At 54.7% G+C, this 19,517-nt stretch carries 17 protein-coding genes; 13 read left to right on the top strand and 4 right to left on the bottom strand.

Features of this window, described 5'->3' with window-relative positions:
* The first annotated feature begins 20 nt into the window (after nt 1–20).
* From FNU76_RS04805 to FNU76_RS04745, 13 genes are all read left to right on the top strand, one after another.
* Nucleotides 21–1,124: an N-acetyl sugar amidotransferase gene (locus FNU76_RS04805; protein ID WP_143856648.1), complete on the top strand. Its 1,104-nt coding sequence runs from the start codon at nt 21–23 to the stop codon at nt 1,122–1,124.
* Nucleotides 1,125–1,149: 25 nt separating this feature from the next.
* Nucleotides 1,150–2,358 carry a hypothetical protein gene (locus tag FNU76_RS04800; RefSeq protein ID WP_143856647.1) on the top strand — a complete coding sequence of 403 codons (1,209 nt, stop codon included), beginning with the start codon at nt 1,150–1,152 and terminating at the stop codon, nt 2,356–2,358.
* Complete coding sequence (locus tag FNU76_RS04795) at nt 2,358–3,521, top strand: glycosyltransferase family 4 protein (protein ID WP_143856646.1); 1,164 nt, start codon at nt 2,358–2,360, stop codon at nt 3,519–3,521. Before FNU76_RS04800 ends, FNU76_RS04795 begins: the two co-directional genes overlap by 1 nt.
* Entirely contained in the window at nt 3,518–4,081 is a 564-nt protein-coding gene (locus tag FNU76_RS04790; protein ID WP_308418614.1) for a sugar transferase, read from the top strand. Before FNU76_RS04795 ends, FNU76_RS04790 begins: the two co-directional genes overlap by 4 nt.
* 17 nt (nt 4,082–4,098) lie before the next feature.
* A complete protein-coding gene (locus tag FNU76_RS04785; protein WP_143856645.1) occupies nt 4,099–5,280 on the top strand; it encodes an N-acetyl sugar amidotransferase in 1,182 nt (393 codons plus the stop codon).
* Nucleotides 5,277–6,050 carry an imidazole glycerol phosphate synthase subunit HisF gene (gene hisF / locus FNU76_RS04780; RefSeq protein ID WP_223879224.1) on the top strand — a complete coding sequence of 258 codons (774 nt, stop codon included), beginning with the start codon at nt 5,277–5,279 and terminating at the stop codon, nt 6,048–6,050. The genes FNU76_RS04785 and hisF overlap by 4 nt, the downstream gene beginning before the upstream one ends.
* Nucleotides 6,043–6,690 carry an imidazole glycerol phosphate synthase subunit HisH gene (hisH, locus tag FNU76_RS04775; RefSeq protein ID WP_143856644.1) on the top strand — a complete coding sequence of 216 codons (648 nt, stop codon included), beginning with the start codon at nt 6,043–6,045 and terminating at the stop codon, nt 6,688–6,690. Before hisF ends, hisH begins: the two co-directional genes overlap by 8 nt.
* Complete coding sequence (locus FNU76_RS04770; protein ID WP_179958352.1) at nt 6,690–7,391, top strand: acylneuraminate cytidylyltransferase family protein; 702 nt, start codon at nt 6,690–6,692, stop codon at nt 7,389–7,391. Before hisH ends, FNU76_RS04770 begins: the two co-directional genes overlap by 1 nt.
* The gene (gene neuB / locus FNU76_RS04765; RefSeq protein ID WP_308418613.1) at nt 7,373–8,419 is read left to right on the top strand and encodes an N-acetylneuraminate synthase; all 1,047 of its coding nucleotides are present in this window, start codon (nt 7,373–7,375) and stop codon (nt 8,417–8,419) included. Before FNU76_RS04770 ends, neuB begins: the two co-directional genes overlap by 19 nt.
* A complete protein-coding gene (neuC, locus tag FNU76_RS04760; RefSeq protein ID WP_143856642.1) occupies nt 8,416–9,558 on the top strand; it encodes a UDP-N-acetylglucosamine 2-epimerase in 1,143 nt (380 codons plus the stop codon). Before neuB ends, neuC begins: the two co-directional genes overlap by 4 nt.
* Entirely contained in the window at nt 9,548–10,183 is a 636-nt protein-coding gene (locus FNU76_RS04755) for an acetyltransferase (RefSeq protein ID WP_143856641.1), read from the top strand. The genes neuC and FNU76_RS04755 overlap by 11 nt, the downstream gene beginning before the upstream one ends.
* Nucleotide 10,184: 1 nt before the next feature.
* Complete coding sequence (locus FNU76_RS04750; protein WP_143856640.1) at nt 10,185–11,651, top strand: aminotransferase class I/II-fold pyridoxal phosphate-dependent enzyme; 1,467 nt, start codon at nt 10,185–10,187, stop codon at nt 11,649–11,651.
* A 120-nt stretch (nt 11,652–11,771) separates the two neighbouring features.
* Nucleotides 11,772–13,754 carry a polysaccharide biosynthesis protein gene (locus tag FNU76_RS04745; protein ID WP_143856639.1) on the top strand — a complete coding sequence of 661 codons (1,983 nt, stop codon included), beginning with the start codon at nt 11,772–11,774 and terminating at the stop codon, nt 13,752–13,754.
* 64 nt (nt 13,755–13,818) lie between these two features.
* On the opposite strand, the gene FNU76_RS04740 is transcribed toward FNU76_RS04745, so the two are convergent.
* From FNU76_RS04740 to FNU76_RS04725, 4 genes are all read right to left on the bottom strand, one after another.
* On the bottom strand, nt 13,819–14,505 hold the full coding sequence (locus FNU76_RS04740; protein ID WP_143856638.1) for an MORN repeat-containing protein: 687 nt from the start codon (nt 14,503–14,505) through the stop codon (nt 13,819–13,821).
* The gene (locus FNU76_RS04735; RefSeq protein WP_143856637.1) at nt 14,502–17,306 is read right to left on the bottom strand and encodes a YjbH domain-containing protein; all 2,805 of its coding nucleotides are present in this window, start codon (nt 17,304–17,306) and stop codon (nt 14,502–14,504) included. Before FNU76_RS04735 ends, FNU76_RS04740 begins: the two co-directional genes overlap by 4 nt.
* 110 nt (nt 17,307–17,416) lie before the next feature.
* Entirely contained in the window at nt 17,417–17,671 is a 255-nt protein-coding gene (locus FNU76_RS24050; protein WP_179958351.1) for a hypothetical protein, read from the bottom strand.
* A gap of 212 nt (nt 17,672–17,883) precedes the next feature.
* Nucleotides 17,884–19,419 carry an AGE family epimerase/isomerase gene (locus FNU76_RS04725; RefSeq protein WP_143856636.1) on the bottom strand — a complete coding sequence of 512 codons (1,536 nt, stop codon included), beginning with the start codon at nt 19,417–19,419 and terminating at the stop codon, nt 17,884–17,886.
* Nucleotides 19,420–19,517: the final 98 nt, after the last annotated feature.

Raw genomic sequence — 19,517 nt, 5'->3', positions numbered from 1 at the left:
GACGCGAAGGAGAGCGTACGGTGCACTATCAAATATGTGTTCGTTGTGTGATGGATACGACCGATGCGGAGATCTCATTCGATGAGTCCGGTGTGTGCAGTCATTGCAAGTCACACGAAGCGCGTGTTGCACAAGCTCCTTTCAGTCAGTCTGATGCGGGTGAGAAGTTGGCTGCCTTGGTCGCTCGGATAAAGGCGCGTGCGAAGGGCGAATATGATTGCATTATTGGCCTGAGCGGTGGAGTAGATAGCTCCTATGTAGCCTATCAAGCCATCCAGTTGGGGTTGAAACCCCTTGCGGTACATTTCGATAATGGCTGGAACTCCGAGTTGGCGGTGAAGAATATCGAAAGGATGGTGAAGAAGTTAAATTTGGACTTGATTACCTATGTCATCGATTGGGAGGAGTTTCGCGATATCCAGCGATCTTTCTTTAAAGCAAATGTTATCGATATCGAGATGGTTACCGATCACGCTATCTTTGCTGCGCTCTTCAAACTGGCCAAGCAGCATAAAATTCGATATATCCTGTCGGGCACAAACGTGGCCACCGAGTCGATTATGCCGAAAGCATGGCAGCATTTCAAGTTTGATTTACTTAACTTGATGGCTATTCAAAAGAAATTTGGCCAATTGAAAGTGCGTAGCTATCCTACCATCAGTATTTGGCATATGGCTTGGAACAAGTATATGTCTGGTTTTCAATCCGTGCCGATATTGAATTATCTCCCTTATAAGAAAGAAGAAGCCATCGCTACATTGAAAGCGGAGCTGGGCTGGGAATATTATGGCGGTAAGCATTACGAATCTTTATTTACAAAATACTACCAGGCTCATATCCTCCCCAAGAAATTTGGCGTGGATAAGCGCAAGGTGCACTTGTCTGACCTCATTATGAATGGGGAAGTGACGCGCGAACTTGCATTGAAGGAGCTGGAAAAGCCACCTTATACCGAATCTGCGCTGGCATCGGATCGGGAGTATATCTGCAAGAAGCTGGGGTTTTCGCAGGTGGAGCACGATGCTTATTTGAACGCATCGGCGGTTAGTCACTTCGACTATCCTTCCTATGCGAAGATTGCAATGGCACTGGTTAAAATATATCGAAAAGTGCAATATAACTGATGGTTTATCGCACCGGGCTCTGCAAATGCTAATTGTACTCGTTCTGCTGGTGTTAATGCTGCCTTATACAGGCATTGTACTGCTGTATTTTTTACAGGAAGAGTATGAGTGGTTGGTGAATGGGAATTATTCGCTTATTCCTTTCATGCTATATACGGTTTTCCTGGTGGCATTCTTTTCTGCTTTTTTTATTCGGCAAAGAAAGCCGATAACAGAAGGGACGAAGCTTGACGTTGCCGCCTATAGCCCGAATCTGCGATATGTGACGTTTGCCATATTTGTGATTTTGTTGATTGTTATGGTGCCATTTCAAGGGTTATGGGTGTTGGGCGGGGAAGTGACAAAAGAGCATGTGCGGCAAATGGGTCCATTCCACGCATTTTTTACGAAGTATTTATCGCCTTCCTTATTGGCATACGTATGCTTATGGCACCGATTTCACCCGAATAAGGAATCAAGAAATGCTGTCATATTCAGTATCGTTTCAGTCCTGTTGATTGGAGCCGCGACGGGTGGAAAAGCTTCCGCGATTCAGATCGTATTGCCTGGGGTAATCGCCCTATATTGGGACCGCATGAATTTTTGGGCTTTTTTGAGACTGGTGTTGATATCATTTTGTCTTGTGGTGGTGGCAGGGCTAATGTTCGATTCCTTCCTGGAAGGTGATTTGTTTGACGCTGTTTTGTATATATTGTATCGTGCTTTTATCTTGACTGCGGAATTGCCGTATGCGGTCCCGTTGCAGTTGATAGATGATGAGATGCAGTTTAGCTATTTGCCTACTCTGATGGAGATTTTTGGCAAAAGTAATATAAAACTGTTTGTTGGAATGGACGAAGTGTATCAGTATGGGTTTTCGATGGCGGTTTCGGCTGCTCAGTATCCAGATATGGTCTCGGCGGTAAGCTCTGGCGAATGGAACATGACGCCAAATATTTTTGTGGAAGGATTGTTGTTTTTTGGTTTATATGGCTTCATTGTTTTTGGGTTGATTGCCGGATATTTCGTTGCCGTGGTGCTTGACTATATAAAAAAATCCGTCGCCAAGCGGCGCTATGATTTGGGAGCTATGACGATAACTTATTTTGTTTTTGTATTGTTGAGCTGGTTGAATAGCGCAGGCATTGTGCAGTTGGTCCACCCGCTGATGCTGATATCGATGGGGGTGACTTACTTTATTCTGCAGCCCGGTATGTCGAAGCGCGGATTTGTCTATGTCAAAAAGGCGGCATAATGAATCAGAATAAACGTATCGCTTGTTTCTTTGAGAGCTTACCACCTTCGGGAGGTGGTGGTGCAGCCCTGCGTGGCCACTCGATCGCCGAAGCATTGGTGAAATTCAGAGGTGCAACACCCGTGGATTTGCGTTTTTACACCGCAACGCCCGATCCTCATCCAATTGACGGAGTCGAAATCAAATCGCTACCAAGCGGGACGGGGTCGGAAGAAGGGGGATTGTTGCGCAGAGTATGGCGGGAAGGGGTTTTAGGCATTCGTGTGGGGCGGCAGGTATTTAGAGCGAATCCTAAATCTACGACTTTATTGGTTTCATCGCCATCGTACATTGCTGCTTGCATTATATGCCTAGCGGCGATGTTACGTAGGATGCCATTTATATTGGATATCAGGGATATCTACCCTCAAGCATATGTAGCAAGCAATTTAATCGCCAAGGATGGTGTGTTGCATCGTATCTTGGATAAATTCAGTGCCTATATGTATAAGCGAGCCGCTTTGATCTTTACAGCAACGGCTGGCTTGAAGAATGAAGTGGAAAAATATCCGGGCAAACCATCGGTTGTCCATATTGCGAATGGGTTTCCGTCCTTGCTGTTGAATGTGCAGTCGGAAAAACATGCTAGATTTACCGTGTGCTTTCACGGTGTGCTGGGGTTTTTTCAGGATGTTGAGTCCATCGTGATTTTAGCTGATCGATTGGCTATGCATGATATCGATGTGGTGGTGGTCGGGTATGGTCGGAAGTCAAACTTACTGGAAGATAACCAAAACGAAAATCTAAGGTATCTAGGCAGGAAATCTTTTGAAGAGACGATTCAGGAAGTATCGAAGTGTCATGTTGGCTTGTGCTTGCGACTGGACGAGGACATTTCCAAGGATGCCTTTCCGGTAAAGGTCTGGGAATACCTGGGATTGGCCATACCGACTATCGTGACACCGCCGTGCGATGCGGGAGAGTTTTTGGAATTAAGTCGCTGCGGCGCGCAGTACAATGCTGGGGATGTAGAGCAGATATACAGCGCAATTTTACGGCTGAAAGATGATGCTGATTTATATTCGGCTATGCAGGAGGCATGCCGTGGCGTTCGGGTCATGCACACGCGGGAAGCTTATGCGGAAGGTGCTGCGAAATTGATATTGGCGGGTGCAAATAATTGATAAAAAGAACCATTGATATATTGTTGTCCATCGTTGCCGCGATAATTTTATTTGCGCCGGCAATATTGGTGGCGATCGCGATAAAACTGACCTCTAAAGGCCCGCTGGTTTATTGGTCGGACAGGGTGGGGCATAATAATACTATTTTCAAAATGCCAAAATTCCGTAGCATGCGGCAGGATGCGCCTGTCGTGGCTACGCATCTTATGGAGGATCCTGGGGCTTATCTCACGCCTATAGGAGGTTTTTTGCGCAAAAGCAGTTTGGATGAATTGCCGCAACTTTGGTGCATACTGCGGGGCGATATGAGCTTCGTTGGACCGCGACCGGCGCTTTATAATCAGTATGATTTGATAGAACTACGTACCAGGGAGGGAGTGCATACGCTTATTCCCGGGCTCACGGGCTGGGCTCAGATCAATGGAAGGGATGAGCTGTCCATACCAGAAAAGGTCAAATTGGATACCGAGTACCTACATAGAAGGTCGCTGGTGTTCGATTTGTTGGTATTGTGGCGTACTTTTATCAAAGTCATGAAACGCGATGGCGTTTCTCATTAGGCCTATAGGAGCGCTTTGTGCAGAAAGTTGACGTGATTGCCAAGTACAAGCTTCCGAGCGAAGTTCGTTACTGCAGGAAATGTACGATTTCGAATCAACGTCCCCGGATCACTTTCGATGAAAAGGGTGTTTGCTCGGCTTGCAATTTTGCAGAGTACAAGCGCAATAAAATCGATTGGACGGAGCGAGAACGGGAATTGCTTGCATTGTGCGACAAACACCGTAAAGGCAATGGGGAATATGACGTAATCGTTCCTTGCAGCGGAGGGAAGGATGGTAGTTTTGTCGCCCATCAGCTTAAATACAAATATGGCATGAATCCATTGACGGTGACATGGGCGCCACTATGGGCAACTGAAATCGGTCGCCGTAACCTGGACGCTTTTATTCGCGCCGGCTTTGATAATGTGCTCGGCACGCCTAATGGCGTGGTGACCAGGAAGTTGACGCAACTCTCCTTCGCCCATCTTGGCGATCCATTTCAGCCATTTATCTATGGGCAGACCAACTTTCCGCTTAGCATGGCCATCAAGCATAATGTGTCACTGATCATGTATGGGGAGAACGGCGAGGTCGAGTATGGCGGCGATATGAAGAATGCGCATCGTCCGGATAGGGAAATTCAGGATCACGATACGCATTATTTTTCTGGATTGCCGCCGGAGTTCTGGCTGGAGCATGGTCTGACCTTGTCGGATTTGAAGCCATTTATGGCGCCAAAGTTCGATGAAATAAAGAATAACAAGACCGAAATCCATTTTCTGGGCTATTACAAATTTTGGGACCCCCAGGAAAATTACTATTATTGCCGTGAGCACACCGGTTTTTCGCCGAATACGGAGCGTTCGGAAGGGACCTATTCGAAATATGCCAGCCTGGATGATCGGATCGACGGCTTTCATTATTACCTGGGGTATATCAAGTTCGGTATCGGTCGTACGACGTCGGATGCGGCGCATGAAGTGCGCGACGGTAAGATAACCCGCGAGGAAGCGGTGGCGTTGGTAAGACGCTACGACGGCGAATTTCCAAAGCGTCATTTGCAGGAGTTTCTGGAGTATTGCTCAATCGGGCAGGAACAATTCGAGGAGGTGATTGACAGCTGGCGTTCCGATCATCTATGGAAAAAAGAGGGGGATGAGTGGATCCTCCGGCATGCTGCCTGGCATGAGAACCATTTAACCGACAAAGAAAAATGATGAGAAACGTTCGCATCATTCCTCGCCTGGATATCAAGGGACCGAACTTGATTAAAGGGGTGCATCTCGAAGGATTGCGCGTGATCGGCGATCCGCAGGAGTACGCGCTTAAATATTACGAAGCGGGTGCGGACGAATTGGTCTACATGGATGTTGTCGCCAGCTTGTATGGCCGCAACAATCTGAGCGATATCATCCGTCGTGCCGCTGATAGGGTGTTTATTCCCATTACCGTGGGTGGCGGCATACGCTCGCCTGAAGATGCGAAACATATTCTCCGTTCCGGCGCGGATAAGGTGGCCATCAATACCGCCGCCGTGGCGCGGCCGGATTTGATTTCGGAGGTTGCCTATCGTTTTGGTTCCCAGGCCATGGTGCTGTCCATTGAAGCGAAGCAGACGACATCCGATCGCTGGGAGGTCTACACCGACAATGGGCGAGAGCGTACCGGCCTGGACGTACTTGAGTGGGCGGTTCGAGGCGTGGCATTGGGTGCGGGGGAGATTTTGTTGACCTCCGTTGATCGGGAAGGGACCCGCAAGGGATTCGATATTCCGCTTATACGCCAGATAAGCCAGGCCGTGTCGGTGCCGGTTATCGCCAGTGGCGGGATGGGCAGCCCGGAAGACTTTGTCTTGGCGGCGAACGAAGGGTTGGCTGATGCCATCGCGATGGCGGATGTCCTTCATTACAATCGAATGGACTTGATGACTATTCGACAAACCGCATTGGACGCAGGTCTCTTCGTAAGGGAGCTGGTGGATGTGTAGCAAAATCACCTTGCTGGATTACGGAATGGGTAATTTGCTCAACGTGGCGCGTGCTTTCGAGCATTGCGGGGCCGATGTCACCATTACCGAGGATGCGTCCTTGGCCCTGGCGGCGGAAAGGTTGGTGGTACCGGGGGTGGGGGCGTTCCGCGATTGTATTTCGGAGTTGGCAAGTCGCGGTTTCGACGAAGTCATCCACCGTTTTGTTGCCACTGAGCGCCCCTTTCTGGGGATTTGTGTTGGCATGCAAATGTTGTTCGAAGGTAGCGAAGAGTTTGGCGAGCATCGCGGCTTGGGCATTCTCGAAGGGAGGGTACGAGGAATACCCAGCCGGAATACCCAGAATATTCAGCAACGCGTGCCGCAGATCGGATGGAACTATCTGATCCCTGCGGAAGGGTGCGAGCATTGGCGCGGTGGCGTATTGGAAGGACTTGAAGCCAAACGTGCGGCGGTTTATTTCGTGCATTCCTACGCTGCGGTGCCGTCGGATCCTTCCATTCGCCTGGCCGATACCCTGTATGGTGGCCACCGCTTATGCGCGGCGGTTCAGCAGGCCAATGTCATGGCGACGCAGTTCCACCCCGAGCGCAGCGGGAAGGTGGGATTGAGCATATTGCGCAGTTTTATCCAAATCTGATGCGCGTTCTTGCGGTTATCCCTGCGCGAGGCGGCTCGAAGCGGCTGCCCGGAAAGAATACGCGGCCGCTATTCGATAAGCCGCTGATTGCCTGGACGATTTCGTTCGCGCAAACCATCCCCTGGTTTAGCGACATACAGCTTTCCACCGATAGTGCGGAAATTGCCGAAGTGGGACGTCATGCAGGCCTGGACGTGAGTCGATTACGGCCGGCCGAATTGGCGCAGGACAAGACCGCATCCCTCGACGTGGTATTGGAGTTGCTGGACTACCTGAGCAAGGTCGGACGCGAATTCGATGCGGTCGCACTGTTGCAACCTACCACGCCGGTTCGGTTTCAAACACGCTGGCAAAGCGCGTTCGATTTACTTGCGGAAGAAGATTGCGACGGCGTCATCGGCGTTTCCATGGCCAGTACCCATCCGTATCTCGCATATAGGGAGGGCACGAGCGGTTGCCTGGAGGCGTGGGTGGATAACTCCACAGGCATCACGCGTTCGCAGGACTATCCACCCGCATACGCAGTCAATGGCGCGCTATATCTCACCAAGGTGCGGACGCTACGGGAGCAAGGCACATTCACCCCAAAGCGCTGCCGCTCGGTTCTCTGTTCCGAAGCCGTCGAGAACATCGATATAGATACCCTGTTCGATTGGCGTGTAGCGGAATTGTTGATTGACGATTGGATGAAGACAAAATGAGTACATTTTTTATTGCCGAAGCGGGTGTCAATCACAATGGCGATGAGGCGCTAGCCTTGCAGTTGGTGCGAATTGCCGCCGACTGTGGCGCCGATGCCGTCAAGTTCCAAACTTTTTCCGCGGATAAATTGGTCCGGAAGGGGGCGGCCAAGGCAGAGTACCAGGCTCGCGAAACGGGTGACGGCGATCAGCATGCCATGCTCAAACAATTGGAAATGTCCGACTCGCTGCATCGAAAGCTGGTGGAGCAGTGCAAGGCGCTTGGTATTGAGTTCATGTCCACGCCATTTGATGAGGAAGCGGCGGATTTCCTGATCGAGTTGGGTATGCGCCGTATCAAGGTCGCATCGGGGGAAATCACCAATCTGCCCTTTCTCGCGCATCTGACCGCAAAGAATGTGCCACTGATTCTTTCTACCGGCATGGCGACCTTGGCGGAGATCATGGAGGCACTGGGGACCATTCGTTCAGTGCGGACATCATTGGGCTTTATGGCACCGCTGGAGGAAGTGCTCACGATTCTGCACTGTACTTCGAATTATCCTGCTGCCCTGGTTGATGTAAATCTACGCGCCATGGTCACCATTGCGCAGGCCACCGGCTTACCGGTTGGCTATTCCGATCATACCGACGGATCGACCGTGTCGGTTGCCGCGGTGGCCATGGGGGCCAGGGTGATTGAAAAGCACTTTACGCTCGATCGCGAATTGCCCGGTCCCGATCATACGGCTTCGCTCGAGCCTGCCGGGCTTGCGGATCTGATCTCGCGGGTTCGCGAGGTGGAGCAAGCCTTGGGCTCCGCAATCAAGGAACCAAGCAATAGCGAATTGCCGGTACGGGAGTTGGTGCGCCGCAGTGTGACCTTGCTGCGTGGCGTCTCGGCCGGCCAGATACTGGCGCGGGAAGATATCGGTTTGATGCGCCCAGGTAATGGCATTGCCCCCAAGGAAATCCTCTCGTTGATTGGCAGGAAAGCGTCGCGCGATATCGAGCCGGGGGTCACCCTGCAATGGAGTGATGTCATATGAGGGCGACGGTTCGCCGTGTCTGTTACCTAAGCGGTACCCGCGCCGATTTTGGATTGATGCAAAATGCCTTGCAGGCGATTGCCGCCTCGCCCGGTTTGTCGTTGGATATCATTGCTTGCGGTATGCACTTGTCGCCGAAATTCGGCATGACGGTGGATGAAATCTCAAAGGCGGGATTGAGGATAGTAGAACGCATACCCTTGGTGGACGAGGCGGGCACTGGCGTCGCGATGGCGAGAAATATGGCGCATACCCTTGATAAATGCGTGCTCACCCTGGCACGCATCAAGCCCGACCTGATGTTGCTGCTGGGGGATCGCGGCGAAATGTTGGCTGGGGCGCTGGCAGCCATACATCTGAATATCCCGATCGTGCATATCCATGGCGGCGAGCGCTCCGGCACCGTGGATGAACCGGTTCGGCATGCTATCTCCAAGTTGTCGCATTTCCATTTCGTGGCGACCGAACAGGCGCAAGCGCGGCTGGTACGGATGGGCGAACAAGCGGAGGCTGTCTTTCTGACCGGCGCGCCCGGGTTGGATGGCCTGGCGGACCTGGCAGCATTCGATCGGTCTGGCTTGTGCCATCGCGTCGGCTTTGACCGCGACAGGGGGATTGCCTTGCTGGTCTATCACCCGGTGTTACAGCAGTCCGACCAAGCTTCCCTGGAAGTAAAAGGACTGTTGGATGCCTGTTTGGCACACAATTTACAGCTCATTGCCTTGCGGCCGAATTCCGACGCGGGTGGGGACGAGATACGGTCGGTTCTTGAGAAATACGAAGATCGGGCCGATGTCCGCATTTTTACCCATCTTCCCCGCGAAGAATTTGTCTCCTGGATGGCACACTGCGATGTCATGGTTGGCAACTCCAGCAGCGGGATCATAGAGGCGGGCAGCTTTGGTACGCCGGTCATGAATATTGGTGCCCGCCAGCATTTACGGGAGCGCAATAGCAACGTGATCGATGTCGATGCGCAGGAATGCGATATGACAGCAGCGCTTGGCCGCATACTGGCGCATGGGCCTTATGCTCCCCGTAATGTTTACGATGCCGGCGGGGCTGCAGGCAGGATGGCCGAGTTGCTGTCTGCATTGGATATTTCCCCGGCAGTATTGAGGAAGGCGAATGCATACTGATTCCCTGCTGATCGTGGGTGGCGGTGGCCATGCCAAAGTGGTGATGGATGTAGCCAAGCTACAGGCTGATTCGCATCGTTATTCCCTGCGGCTTGCCGACGATAATCTTGCGCTGGCCGGCACGCGTTTAATGGGACTGGCAATCATCGCGCCGATAGCACTTGCATTGGCAAAAGGCGGACGTTTCCACGTCGCGATAGGGAATAACCAAGCACGTGCCCAACTCAATGGTCTTTGCCAAGAGGCGGGTATGGAAAGTCATTCCCTGGTCCATCCGCGTGCGATTGTGGCAAATTCAGCGAAAGTGGGCGGAGGTTCCTTTGTCGCCGCCGGCGCAATCCTGGCGCCGGATGCCGATATTGGACTTGCCTGCATTATCAACCACGGCGCCGTTGTGGATCATGATTGCCGGATAGGCGCTTTTTCGCATATCGCACCGAATGCTACCTTGGCGGGCGGCGTGACGCTTGGGGAGCGGGTTTTAATCGGCGCAGGTGCGAATGTTTTACCCGGTGTAAAAATTGGAGACGGCTGCATTGTCGGTGCAGGCGCGGTGGTGTTAAACGATTTAATAGCGGGGCGGACCTATGTGGGTACGCCGGCTCGATGTGTTCGGGAAAACTAAAATGAATATTGCTGAAATCAGCGTCGGTCGGTCCACTACACTTTTTGATGCGCTGGCTATCCTGGACGTACAGGCATCCGGCATCCTGCTGCTGCAGAATGAGCAAAGGGTTTTCGAGCGCACGATCACGGATGGCGATATCCGGCGCCTATTGCTCGATGGGGTGCAACTGCAGGACAACTTGATGGGGCTACCTCGTATCGAGTCCATCGTCGTGCAGGAAGGCATCACGCGCGAAGTCGCCCTGGCATTGATGAATCAACATATGATCAATCATCTACCGGTACTGGATGAGGCAGGATGCGTCATCAAGGTAATCGAACGGCGAGATCTCGACGAGCAGATATTGTTGTCGACACCGCATCTGGGTTCGTGGGAGCGGGAGTTCGTCGATCAAGCATTTCGGACCAATTGGATCGCCCCGCTGGGGCCCAATGTAGATGCTTTCGAGAAGGAGTTGGCAGAGTATGTTGGTATTTCCCATGCGGCAGCGTTGAGTTCGGGAACCGCCGCCATCCATTTGGCCTTGCGTATATTAGGTGTTGGCAAAGGCGATTGGGTGTTTTGTTCCTCGCTGACATTTGTCGCAAGTGCAAATCCGATTATTTATCAGGGCGCGCAGCCGGTATTTATCGATTCCGAGCCGCAAAGCTGGAATATGTCGCCTATTGCTTTGGAAAAGGCTTTTGTCTGGGCAAAGCGGGAAGGAAAATTGCCCAAGGCGGTAATTGTAGTCAACTTATATGGGCAAAGTGCGGATATGGATCCCATTATGGATCTATGTCAAAAATACGGCGTGCCCATGGTGGAGGATGCTGCCGAGTCCTTAGGTGCGAAATATAAGGGTAAATGGAGCGGTACCTTCGGTGTGATGGGTATTTATTCTTTTAATGGCAATAAGATCATTACCACCTCGGGTGGGGGCATGCTGGTGTCGGAAAATGAGGATTTGATCAAGAAAGCACGCTTCTTGGCAACCCAGGCTCGCGATGCGGCACCGCATTATGAACATACCGAAATTGGCTATAACTATCGCATGAGCAATATATTGGCCGGGGTGGGGCGTGGTCAGATACGTGTATTGGATGAAAGGGTCGAGGCCAGGCGTAATGTCTTTCAAGTCTATAAGGAGAAATTGGCGCATCTTCCCTTGCTGAAATGGATGCCGGAGCCGGAGTGGAGTCGCTCCACGCATTGGTTGACTGCCTGTACCTTGAGTGAAGATGCGACGGTATCCAGTACGGACCTGATCAGGCGCCTGGCGGCAGACAGCATCGAGGCCCGGCCGCTGTGGAAACCCATGCATATGCAGCCGATCTTTGCAAGCTGTCCTTCATTCGATCATTTTGAATCATCGGTGTGTGCGGCGTTGTTTAACCGTGGTATCTGCTTGCCATCCGGTTCGAATATGTCTGCCGATCAGCAAGAGCGTGTAGTGGAGCTTATTAGTAATTACTTAACTCGGTGAGATAATTTTCTGCAGTGAAGCATGCTAGGTTGATACTTCTTTGATCTGCTCTATATTGAAGGCGAAGTTGTTTGGGGGAATTTGATCGATAACTAAACCTGTATAGGTAGGCGGCAACCAATGCTAAGAAGAATTGCTGGACTCCCGCGTTATGCAAAAAGCATTATTATGGTGCTGGCGGATTTTTTCCTACTGCCGCTTTGTTTATGGCTTGCAGTTTGCATGCATGCCGGTAGTTGGGGGTTTGATACGGGTATAGTGTCCGAGCTGGTTATGTTGTCGGTAGTGAGCCTGCCCGTGTTTATTAAATCCGGGCTCTACCGTGCGGTAATACGTTATTTGGATGAGCGAGCGGTTGCAACGGCTATCAGGGCCGTGTCGTTTGCACTGATTGTGTATGCGGTCCTGGCGCGCCTGCTTGATTTCCATTTCTTTACGCTGGCCGCTTTTCCCATTTTTTGGTGCCTATGTGTGTCTTATGTCTGCGCCAGCCGCTACATGGTTCGAGCCCTGCTGCGCTCTGCCGTGAATCCACGCAATCATCGGCGCAAAATCCTGATTTACGGTGCCGGTGACGCGGGGCGGCAATTGGCGGTAGCCTTACGGGCCGGTACCGAGTTCGACCCGGTTGCCTTTATGGACGACGACAAGTCCAAGCAAGGCTTGTCCATCGTGGGTATCAAGGTCTATCCCAGCAAGGATATCTCGGCGGTGGTCAAGCTTACCGGCGCAACGAGGGTGTTATTGGCCATGCCGTCTGCGCCCTATGCCCAGCGATTGAACATTATTGATCGCCTGGAACATCTCAGGGTGGAGGTGCGGGCCATTCCCGGCGTTGCGGATCTGGTCAATGGCGAGATCAGCTTGGCCGATGTTCGCGAAGTCAGCGTCGATGAGTTGCTGGCTCGGGAAGCGGTGCCGCCCGACGTTGCCTTATTGCAGGCGGATATTCATGAACGTGTGGTGATGGTGACAGGAGCTGGTGGGTCGATAGGCTCGGAGCTGTGCCGTCAGATACTGGCTCAAGGACCAAAGTGTCTGGTCCTGTACGAGATTTGCGAATTTGCACTGTACAGTATTGATGCTGAGTTGAAGCGATCCATTCGTGACCTGGACTTGTCGGTCGAAGTGGTATCGGTACTCGGTTCGGTGCAGATACAAGATAGGGTGGAACGTATTATGCGCCGCTACGGCGTCAATACGGTTTATCACGCGGCCGCCTATAAACATGTTCCCATAGTCGAATTCAATATTACGGAAGGTATCCTGAACAATACGTTTGGTACGCTTTCGACCGCGCGGGCGGCGGTTGCGGCAGGTGTGGCCACCTTTGTGCTGATTTCCACGGATAAGGCGGTGCGCCCTACCAATGTCATGGGAGCCAGCAAACGCATGGCTGAATTGGTCCTTCAAGCCATGACCGCGGATCCGAAGGTACGTACTCGCTTTGCGATGGTACGTTTCGGCAATGTACTTGGATCGTCCGGCTCGGTTGTACCGCTTTTCCGGCGACAGATTGCGGAAGGCGGCCCGGTTACCGTGACCCATGCCGAAATCACCCGCTATTTCATGACTATTCCGGAAGCGGCTCAATTGGTTATTCAGGCCGGAGCGATGGGTAAGAGCGGCGAAGTATTTGTGTTGGATATGGGGGAGCCGGTAAGGATTATCGATCTCGCCCGAAGAATGATCCATCTCAGTGGTTTCGATGTGCTGCCCACCAAGAGTGGCATGCGCGCGGGAATCGATATCGTATTCACGGGCCTAAGGCCAGGCGAAAAGCTGTACGAGGAATTGCTGATCGGCGACGATGTGATCGGCACTGAACACCCCAAGATCATGAAGGCGCAGGAGCGATTCATCGAATGGTTAGAACTGGAAAAGGCGCTTGAGACGCTTCGGGTCGCTTGCAGTCTGCATGATCAAAAGACCATCTTTGAAGTACTGAAGGATTGTGTCTCCGGGTTTCAGCCATCGGGTGAGATGAACGATTACCTTTGCGCGGGATGTGATCCCGTACCGTCGTCGGTGATCATGATGGATGCTTTACGGACGAGGCCCACGATTGTTGCGACCGCCGCCGCCGCGCGCGGTAGCGCTTAGCGCATTGATCGGGATGCATGCGGCAGCGGGGATCTTGCCGCTGCTGCCGCTAAGCTGGTGGTGATCAAGCTGCCGAACAAGGCGCCCAAAGCTCAATTTCCTTTGCGATATCCACACTGCCATCGGGGTACAAACCGGTTTGAGCGCTTTCCTTGCTCAATTGCACGATTCGGTGCGTAGCGTCCGCTTGATCCAGGGTCGCCCGCAGCAATACCCTGTTGGCAATACCATAGCGCGCTTCTCGGCAAAGCTGCATTCCCGGAGTCTGGCTGGCGGCGAGTGCCAAGTCCTTGCTGAACTTCCGGCGGATTTCCATCACGGTCTGTCCATAGCGCAGGTCGTCTCGCCATTCGCCCGAGAAATTATCACCATTAGGCCAGAAATAGGCTCCCTGGCCTTGCCTGCGGTCACGTAGATAGCCCCCTTCATACCGCTCCCCCGCCCACTGGCTTTTAGCCCCCCAACTGTATTTACCCCAGCCATGGCGAAAATCCTCGCTGAAGTCACCCTCATAGCGGTCCCCCACCGCAGGCCAGGTCTTCACGCCCTTCCCATGCTTCTTTCCCGCCTTGAACATGCCCTCATACTCGGCCAGGCCTTTTGCCCGGCCTTGCCCACTGGCATAGCCATCGCTGTCGCACGGCCCCTGGTAGCTTCCGTGCAGTTCCGGGTCCAGTACCTTGCAGCTATCCGCCGCATTGGCGAATGCGGAAGGCAAGGCGAAGGCCAATACAATGAATAGCTGTTTCATGGCAGATCCCAGCTTAGATTGACCGATTGCGCACCGATCTGGATCGACGGTTGGTTTTTGCTACGCTTGCGATTCCATTCCCAAGCGTAATTGCCTACCGCATAACCCAGCATGCTGCCTGCCATCACATCCGAAAACCAATGTTCCCTACCCCGCAGGCGGGCATATTGCGTGAGGCCGGGAAGTACATAGAGGCCCGGCAGATTGTATTCCTGGGCAAAAGGCGTGACGACGGCGGTCGCGACGGCCACATGGCTGGAGGGGAAGCTATGTTGCGCCCGCTTGGTATTGAAACCGTCGAAGTTGCCATGGCCCTTTTCGGTGCTGGGCCGGGCGCGCCCGAAAGCCCATTTGCCGGCTTCCGACAAGGCGCCGGCGGCAAGGCCAGCCTGCAGCGCCGAGTAGGCGGTTCTACTCAATCTATCGTCGCCCTCGTAGGTGGCCAGCGCGCCGGAAACGGCTAAGCCTGCCCACGGCAGGGCGTTACCCAGCTTGATCGTGGAACGCTCCCGCTTGCTTGGCTCGGCCCTGCTGGTCCTGCGATCCACCTTATCGTCCAGGCGGCTGGCCAACCAGATCATCCCGCCGGCCACCGCCCCTTTCTTGAGCGCGCTAATGCTGGCCGTATCCGCCGCACCACTGGCCAACAGGGCGCCGAAGTCATGCAAGGGGCGTCGGAAGAACAGGCTGGTGGGGCGCTGCATGGGGTAGTTGTCGTCATGGTCGCCCAGCTCGACCAGGCCGTCATGATCTTCGCGGTTGCTGAAATAGCGCGAGACATGCGAATAGATGTCGCCGGGCGAGTTGACCATCTGCCCCACATCGCGCGTCCACGGACTCAGGCCGTAGCTGCCGGTGGCGGCGGTATCGCGGGTTAGCATGATATTGAGCGGCACGGTCATGAAAATACCCTTGTCGCGATAGGGCTTGGACGGGGTGCCGGGAGAGGTGATGTCATGTCCGTTGGTAACGGTATACCAAGCGCCCACCTCGACACCGGATTGAAAGCGGCGCGACATTTCAAAGCGGGCGCCTTCATCGCGGGCCAGGAAGCGGCCGGCCCGCACCGTGGCGGTAATCCCTTGGCTGGGGATGCGATAGTGCAGCGACGCAATGGCCGTGGTGGTTTTGTAGTCGCGGAAGCGGAAATCACCCGCGGTACCGCGCTGTTTCAGCCAATCGACGGCCAAGTCGAACGACACCGGGGCGCCGTCCGGCTGGTACAGCACCTGCCCACCCACGCCGCCGTACATTTCTTCGTATAGCCCGGCACTGGCGCGGCCATAGAGCCCCTTGTCCAGATGGAAATACTGATTCACTACTGCGCGCGACAAGGTATACCGGCCGTCGCGCTTGTAGTCGGCGATATCGGAACGCACATGCGGCAACTCGCTGTTGGAGGCCTGGGTAACCGTGGAGACGTTTTCCAGTACGGTCGCCGTGGCCGCCAGCTCGACGAAGGTATTGCGTGCCAGTCGCGCGGTCAGGCCGCTATGCAGGTACAGATCGTATTTCAGTACCCCGCTGGGGTCATTGAAGTAGGTACCTATCTTGGGTGAGATCCGCAGATTGCTCAAACCGGTATCGCGTATCGTCAGTTGCCCCAGTTCGCCGCTGCCGCCGCCAGCTTGCAGCTCGGTGCTGTAACGCATATCGTCCAGCGCTGTCAGCAATTCGGCCGCTTCGTCCTTTTGCAGTTGTTCGTTTGGGCTGGGTTGCCGAATGGTGATGGTGCGGGCGAGCTTTTCACGCGATAGGGAGCCGTTGAAGTAGTTCGACAAGGCATCGGTATCGGTGAACTCATAGCTCTGGATGCTGCTACCGTTCTGCTCGATGGTGACGACGATTTCGCGGGTGCCGAATGGCGCATGGGCGAGTGCGATGCGCGCCGCGCGCCCGGCGATGCGGCTGGGTTTGGAGATGCGCGTATTGGTCAGGCTGAGCTGCAGGGTGGTACCGGAAAGATTGAAACGGATATCGCGAAAGTCCTGCTTGCTGAGCGCGCGCAGTAGATTGCGACGGTATTGCGTATCGTTGTGCCATTGTTGCTCGGTCGGCCGCGGCGGCAGGCTGGCCATGACCGCCGGCTCGTCGAATTTGGGAATGAATTCCTTTTGATTCAACGGTACCGAGACAAACAGATTGGCGCCGACCGTCCCATCGTTCAGGCGACTCAGCTGGCCGTTCAGCCAGCCCCATTTGTATTCGACGCCGACATTCACGCCTTTCTTTCGATTGGCGGCCTTGCCTTGGGCATTGGCGTAATTGTTTGCCTCATATTCGGCCACCAATCGCACATTCTCCGCAAACGGCAGCGCATAGCGTACCCCGCCAAAAGCGCCGTCGATACGCTTCTTGCCATAGCCAAGGCTGACGTCCAGCGGTCCGATCTGCTTGCTGGCAACCAGGTACTGGGAACTGAACAAGCCGGTACCCTCGAAGTCGTCGATACCAAGCACCACGCTGGGAAGCCAACCCTCTTCTTCGTGCAGCTTGAGTTTGGCGGCAAAGGCTTTGTCGCCGTAGTCGCCATAGCCCTGATCCACCGCGAAGCCTTTCACGCCCGAAACCCGGGTAAATCGGCCCGACGCTTCCAGCCAGGGCATCAGTGAAATACTGCTCCAGATCGCCCGGTAAGGCGATTGCTGGTTGTAGCCTAAACGCCAGGTGCCATCCGGCCCGATACGCGCATCCGGCATCTGGATCAGGCCGCTTTGGCCGCCTAGGCTGCTGTCGGCCTGGGCAAAAAGACTGGAAATCAATAAAGGGAGGAGTAATGCGGAGCGGGGGCGTTTGGGCATTAGTCGACTGTAGCGAAGGGGTGGGGGGATATCGCAAGCGGAGAAAACGAAATAGCCACGATATCGTGGCTATTTCGTTCACAGATACGTTACACCGGCCATCGCCCGACTCAGTGAGTGGGCGTGCTGTGGGTCGTCGACGAGTCGTTCGAATTGGATGTGGCGGCTACCGTTGCGGCAACGCCCGCGCCTACGGCAACCAGGGTGGAAGTGGTGACTGCGGCGGTGGCGCCGGCCGTTGCACCCGCGCCTGCGGCGGTGGTACCTGCGGTCGTTCCGGTAGTGGATGCTGCGGCGGCTTCAGCGGCATAGACCGATGGCACGGTGGCAGCGAGCAGCGTAGCGACAAGAAGCGTGTATTTCATTGGTAAACCCTCCGGTAAACAATTGAAAACATTCCCTATCGCATGTTAGACCGCGCTTTTGGGATCGGCAACCTGGGGAGCCAGTATTGCAGATGTGCCTGAAGAAATGGAAGCAAATGCGCTGGCTTGTTGCGAGATCGGTCAGTGGCGCGGCTTGCAGGGCTGCATGAGCACCCCGGTGGAAACCGGGATACCCATGGATATGCCAAGTTTTACTTCTCCGTTTTCAGCGAAAATTCCACCCGCTGTACCACCCCTGCATCGGACTTCAGATTCTGCCGGCTGATCTCGCGGCCGCCGAACATATAGGCTGTCAGGTTTCTGGCGAGCTTGCTGTTGGGCAGTGCGAAATAGAGCGTGGCAGGCTGGTCGGCCAGGGCCTGGGAGGCGATGTAGTTCACCAGCGCATGTTCCATCGAATGGAAGCCGTTCTTCCAATGATGCTGCTTCAGTTGAGTTGTATCAGCCTTCCCGTCGGCGGGTAGGCTGCCCCAGACTTCGCCGCGCGCGCTATCCACGAAATGCGTCAACCACCAATCCCCGGCGGCTTTCCAGCGATCGGCCTTATCGCCCTCCAGCATGGCGAGGGTGGCGGCGGCTTGGTCCAGTTCGGCGTAGCTCCACCAGCTCTTGTTCGGGTCGGTACGCCCGTCCGGGAGCAGCTTTTCGCCCCAGCTGCCGCTGTCTTTCAGCCAGGCCCGGTCCAGCGTCTTGCGCATGCCGTCGCGGGCGAAAGCCGACAATGACTGGTCGCGATTGAGGCGGGCGCCCAGATAGAGCATCCAGTACGCCTTGACCGTATGGCCGAAGTCATTGTGACGACCGTCGGCCGATTCGCTGTCGGCCTGGCCGCGTGTTCCCCAGAAACGGCTTTGCTCCGCATCGTGGAAGCGGCTGACCATGGCCTTGGATAGCGTGGCGATATCCTGCAGCCACTGCTGCTTGAGTGGTCCCTCGGGCAGGATGGGGGCCACCAGGACCATATAGGCGTTGAGCTGATCGAGGGTGGCGACCAGTTCCTCGCGCTGGGCTTCGCTACCGCCCTTGGCTTGCCAGCGGATCAGGCCGGTCTTGGCATCGCGGTAGCTGGCGAAGATATGCTGCTTGAGCTTGATCAGGTCGACCAATACCAGGGGGTCGCGGGTGAGGTAATACATACTGGCCAGGCCGAGGCCGGCGTAGGAAAGATCCTGTGCCGTACGCAAGCCGATGGCGGGCATGGGTTTGCCCTTCTCGTACCAGCTGGCGGCGCTGCCGGTCTTGCGGTCCAAAGCGCGTTCGCGCAGATCGGCAACGCCGGCTTGGGCCAGGCGCAGCAGCTTGATATCGCCGGTCAGATGGAATCCCATCGCGTAGGCGTAGATCTGCCTCGCTTGCATGCGCACATAGTCGCGTCCCAGCTCGCCTTTCAGCCAGGCGGGCGGGTTAGCCAATTCGGGGCAGGGCTTGGCTGCCAGGTAGGCGCTGCCGTCGTTGCAGCGGAAAGTAGGGAAGCGGCCAACCGGTTCACCCTGGGCTGCGGCCTGGGTCCACCAGGGGAGCAGGTCGTTCCGGGCGTGCTGCAACCAACGCTGGCCGGGGGGAGGTGGCTCGACAGCGACGTCGGGCGACTCAGGCGCGGCCGGTGGGGCGAGGTCAACGGGGACGGCGATGGGGGCGGTGGGTTGAACGGTGGCTTCGTCGGCCAGGCAGGTCAGGGAGGCGCCGACCAGCAGCGCGATGATCAGGCGGGAGGAAAGATCAGACATTGCGGCTCCAATAACGCAGAGCGTCGAAGTGTACTGGAGAGACTCCGAATCGTGGACAAGTCGGTGGGCGTTAGTGCGATGGGTATGGACGCAAACTC

The organism is Chitinimonas arctica, assembly GCF_007431345.1.
Taxonomy (GTDB): domain Bacteria; phylum Pseudomonadota; class Gammaproteobacteria; order Burkholderiales; family Chitinimonadaceae; genus Chitinimonas; species Chitinimonas arctica.
Note: the sequence above shows the minus strand (reverse complement) of the source record. Positions and strands in the feature narration are given on the sequence as shown.

Excerpts from the sequence above, each read along its gene's own strand:
- FNU76_RS04800 (WP_143856647.1), top strand. The coding sequence starts at position 1,150 with ATGCTAATTGTACTCGTTCTGCTGGTGTTAATGCTGCCTTATACAGGC.
- FNU76_RS04795 (WP_143856646.1), top strand. The coding sequence starts at position 2,358 with ATGAATCAGAATAAACGTATCGCTTGTTTCTTTGAGAGCTTACCACCT.
- hisF (WP_223879224.1), top strand. The coding sequence starts at position 5,277 with ATGATGAGAAACGTTCGCATCATTCCTCGCCTGGATATCAAGGGACCG.
- hisH (WP_143856644.1), top strand. The coding sequence starts at position 6,043 with ATGTGTAGCAAAATCACCTTGCTGGATTACGGAATGGGTAATTTGCTC.
- FNU76_RS04770 (WP_179958352.1), top strand. The coding sequence starts at position 6,690 with ATGCGCGTTCTTGCGGTTATCCCTGCGCGAGGCGGCTCGAAGCGGCTG.
- neuC (WP_143856642.1), top strand. The coding sequence starts at position 8,416 with ATGAGGGCGACGGTTCGCCGTGTCTGTTACCTAAGCGGTACCCGCGCC.
- FNU76_RS04755 (WP_143856641.1), top strand. The coding sequence starts at position 9,548 with ATGCATACTGATTCCCTGCTGATCGTGGGTGGCGGTGGCCATGCCAAA.
- FNU76_RS04750 (WP_143856640.1), top strand. The coding sequence starts at position 10,185 with ATGAATATTGCTGAAATCAGCGTCGGTCGGTCCACTACACTTTTTGAT.
- FNU76_RS04745 (WP_143856639.1), top strand. The coding sequence starts at position 11,772 with ATGCTAAGAAGAATTGCTGGACTCCCGCGTTATGCAAAAAGCATTATT.
- FNU76_RS04740 (WP_143856638.1), bottom strand. The coding sequence starts at position 14,505 with ATGAAACAGCTATTCATTGTATTGGCCTTCGCCTTGCCTTCCGCATTC.
- FNU76_RS04735 (WP_143856637.1), bottom strand. The coding sequence starts at position 17,306 with ATGCCCAAACGCCCCCGCTCCGCATTACTCCTCCCTTTATTGATTTCC.
- FNU76_RS24050 (WP_179958351.1), bottom strand. The coding sequence starts at position 17,671 with ATGAAATACACGCTTCTTGTCGCTACGCTGCTCGCTGCCACCGTGCCA.
- FNU76_RS04725 (WP_143856636.1), bottom strand. The coding sequence starts at position 19,419 with ATGTCTGATCTTTCCTCCCGCCTGATCATCGCGCTGCTGGTCGGCGCC.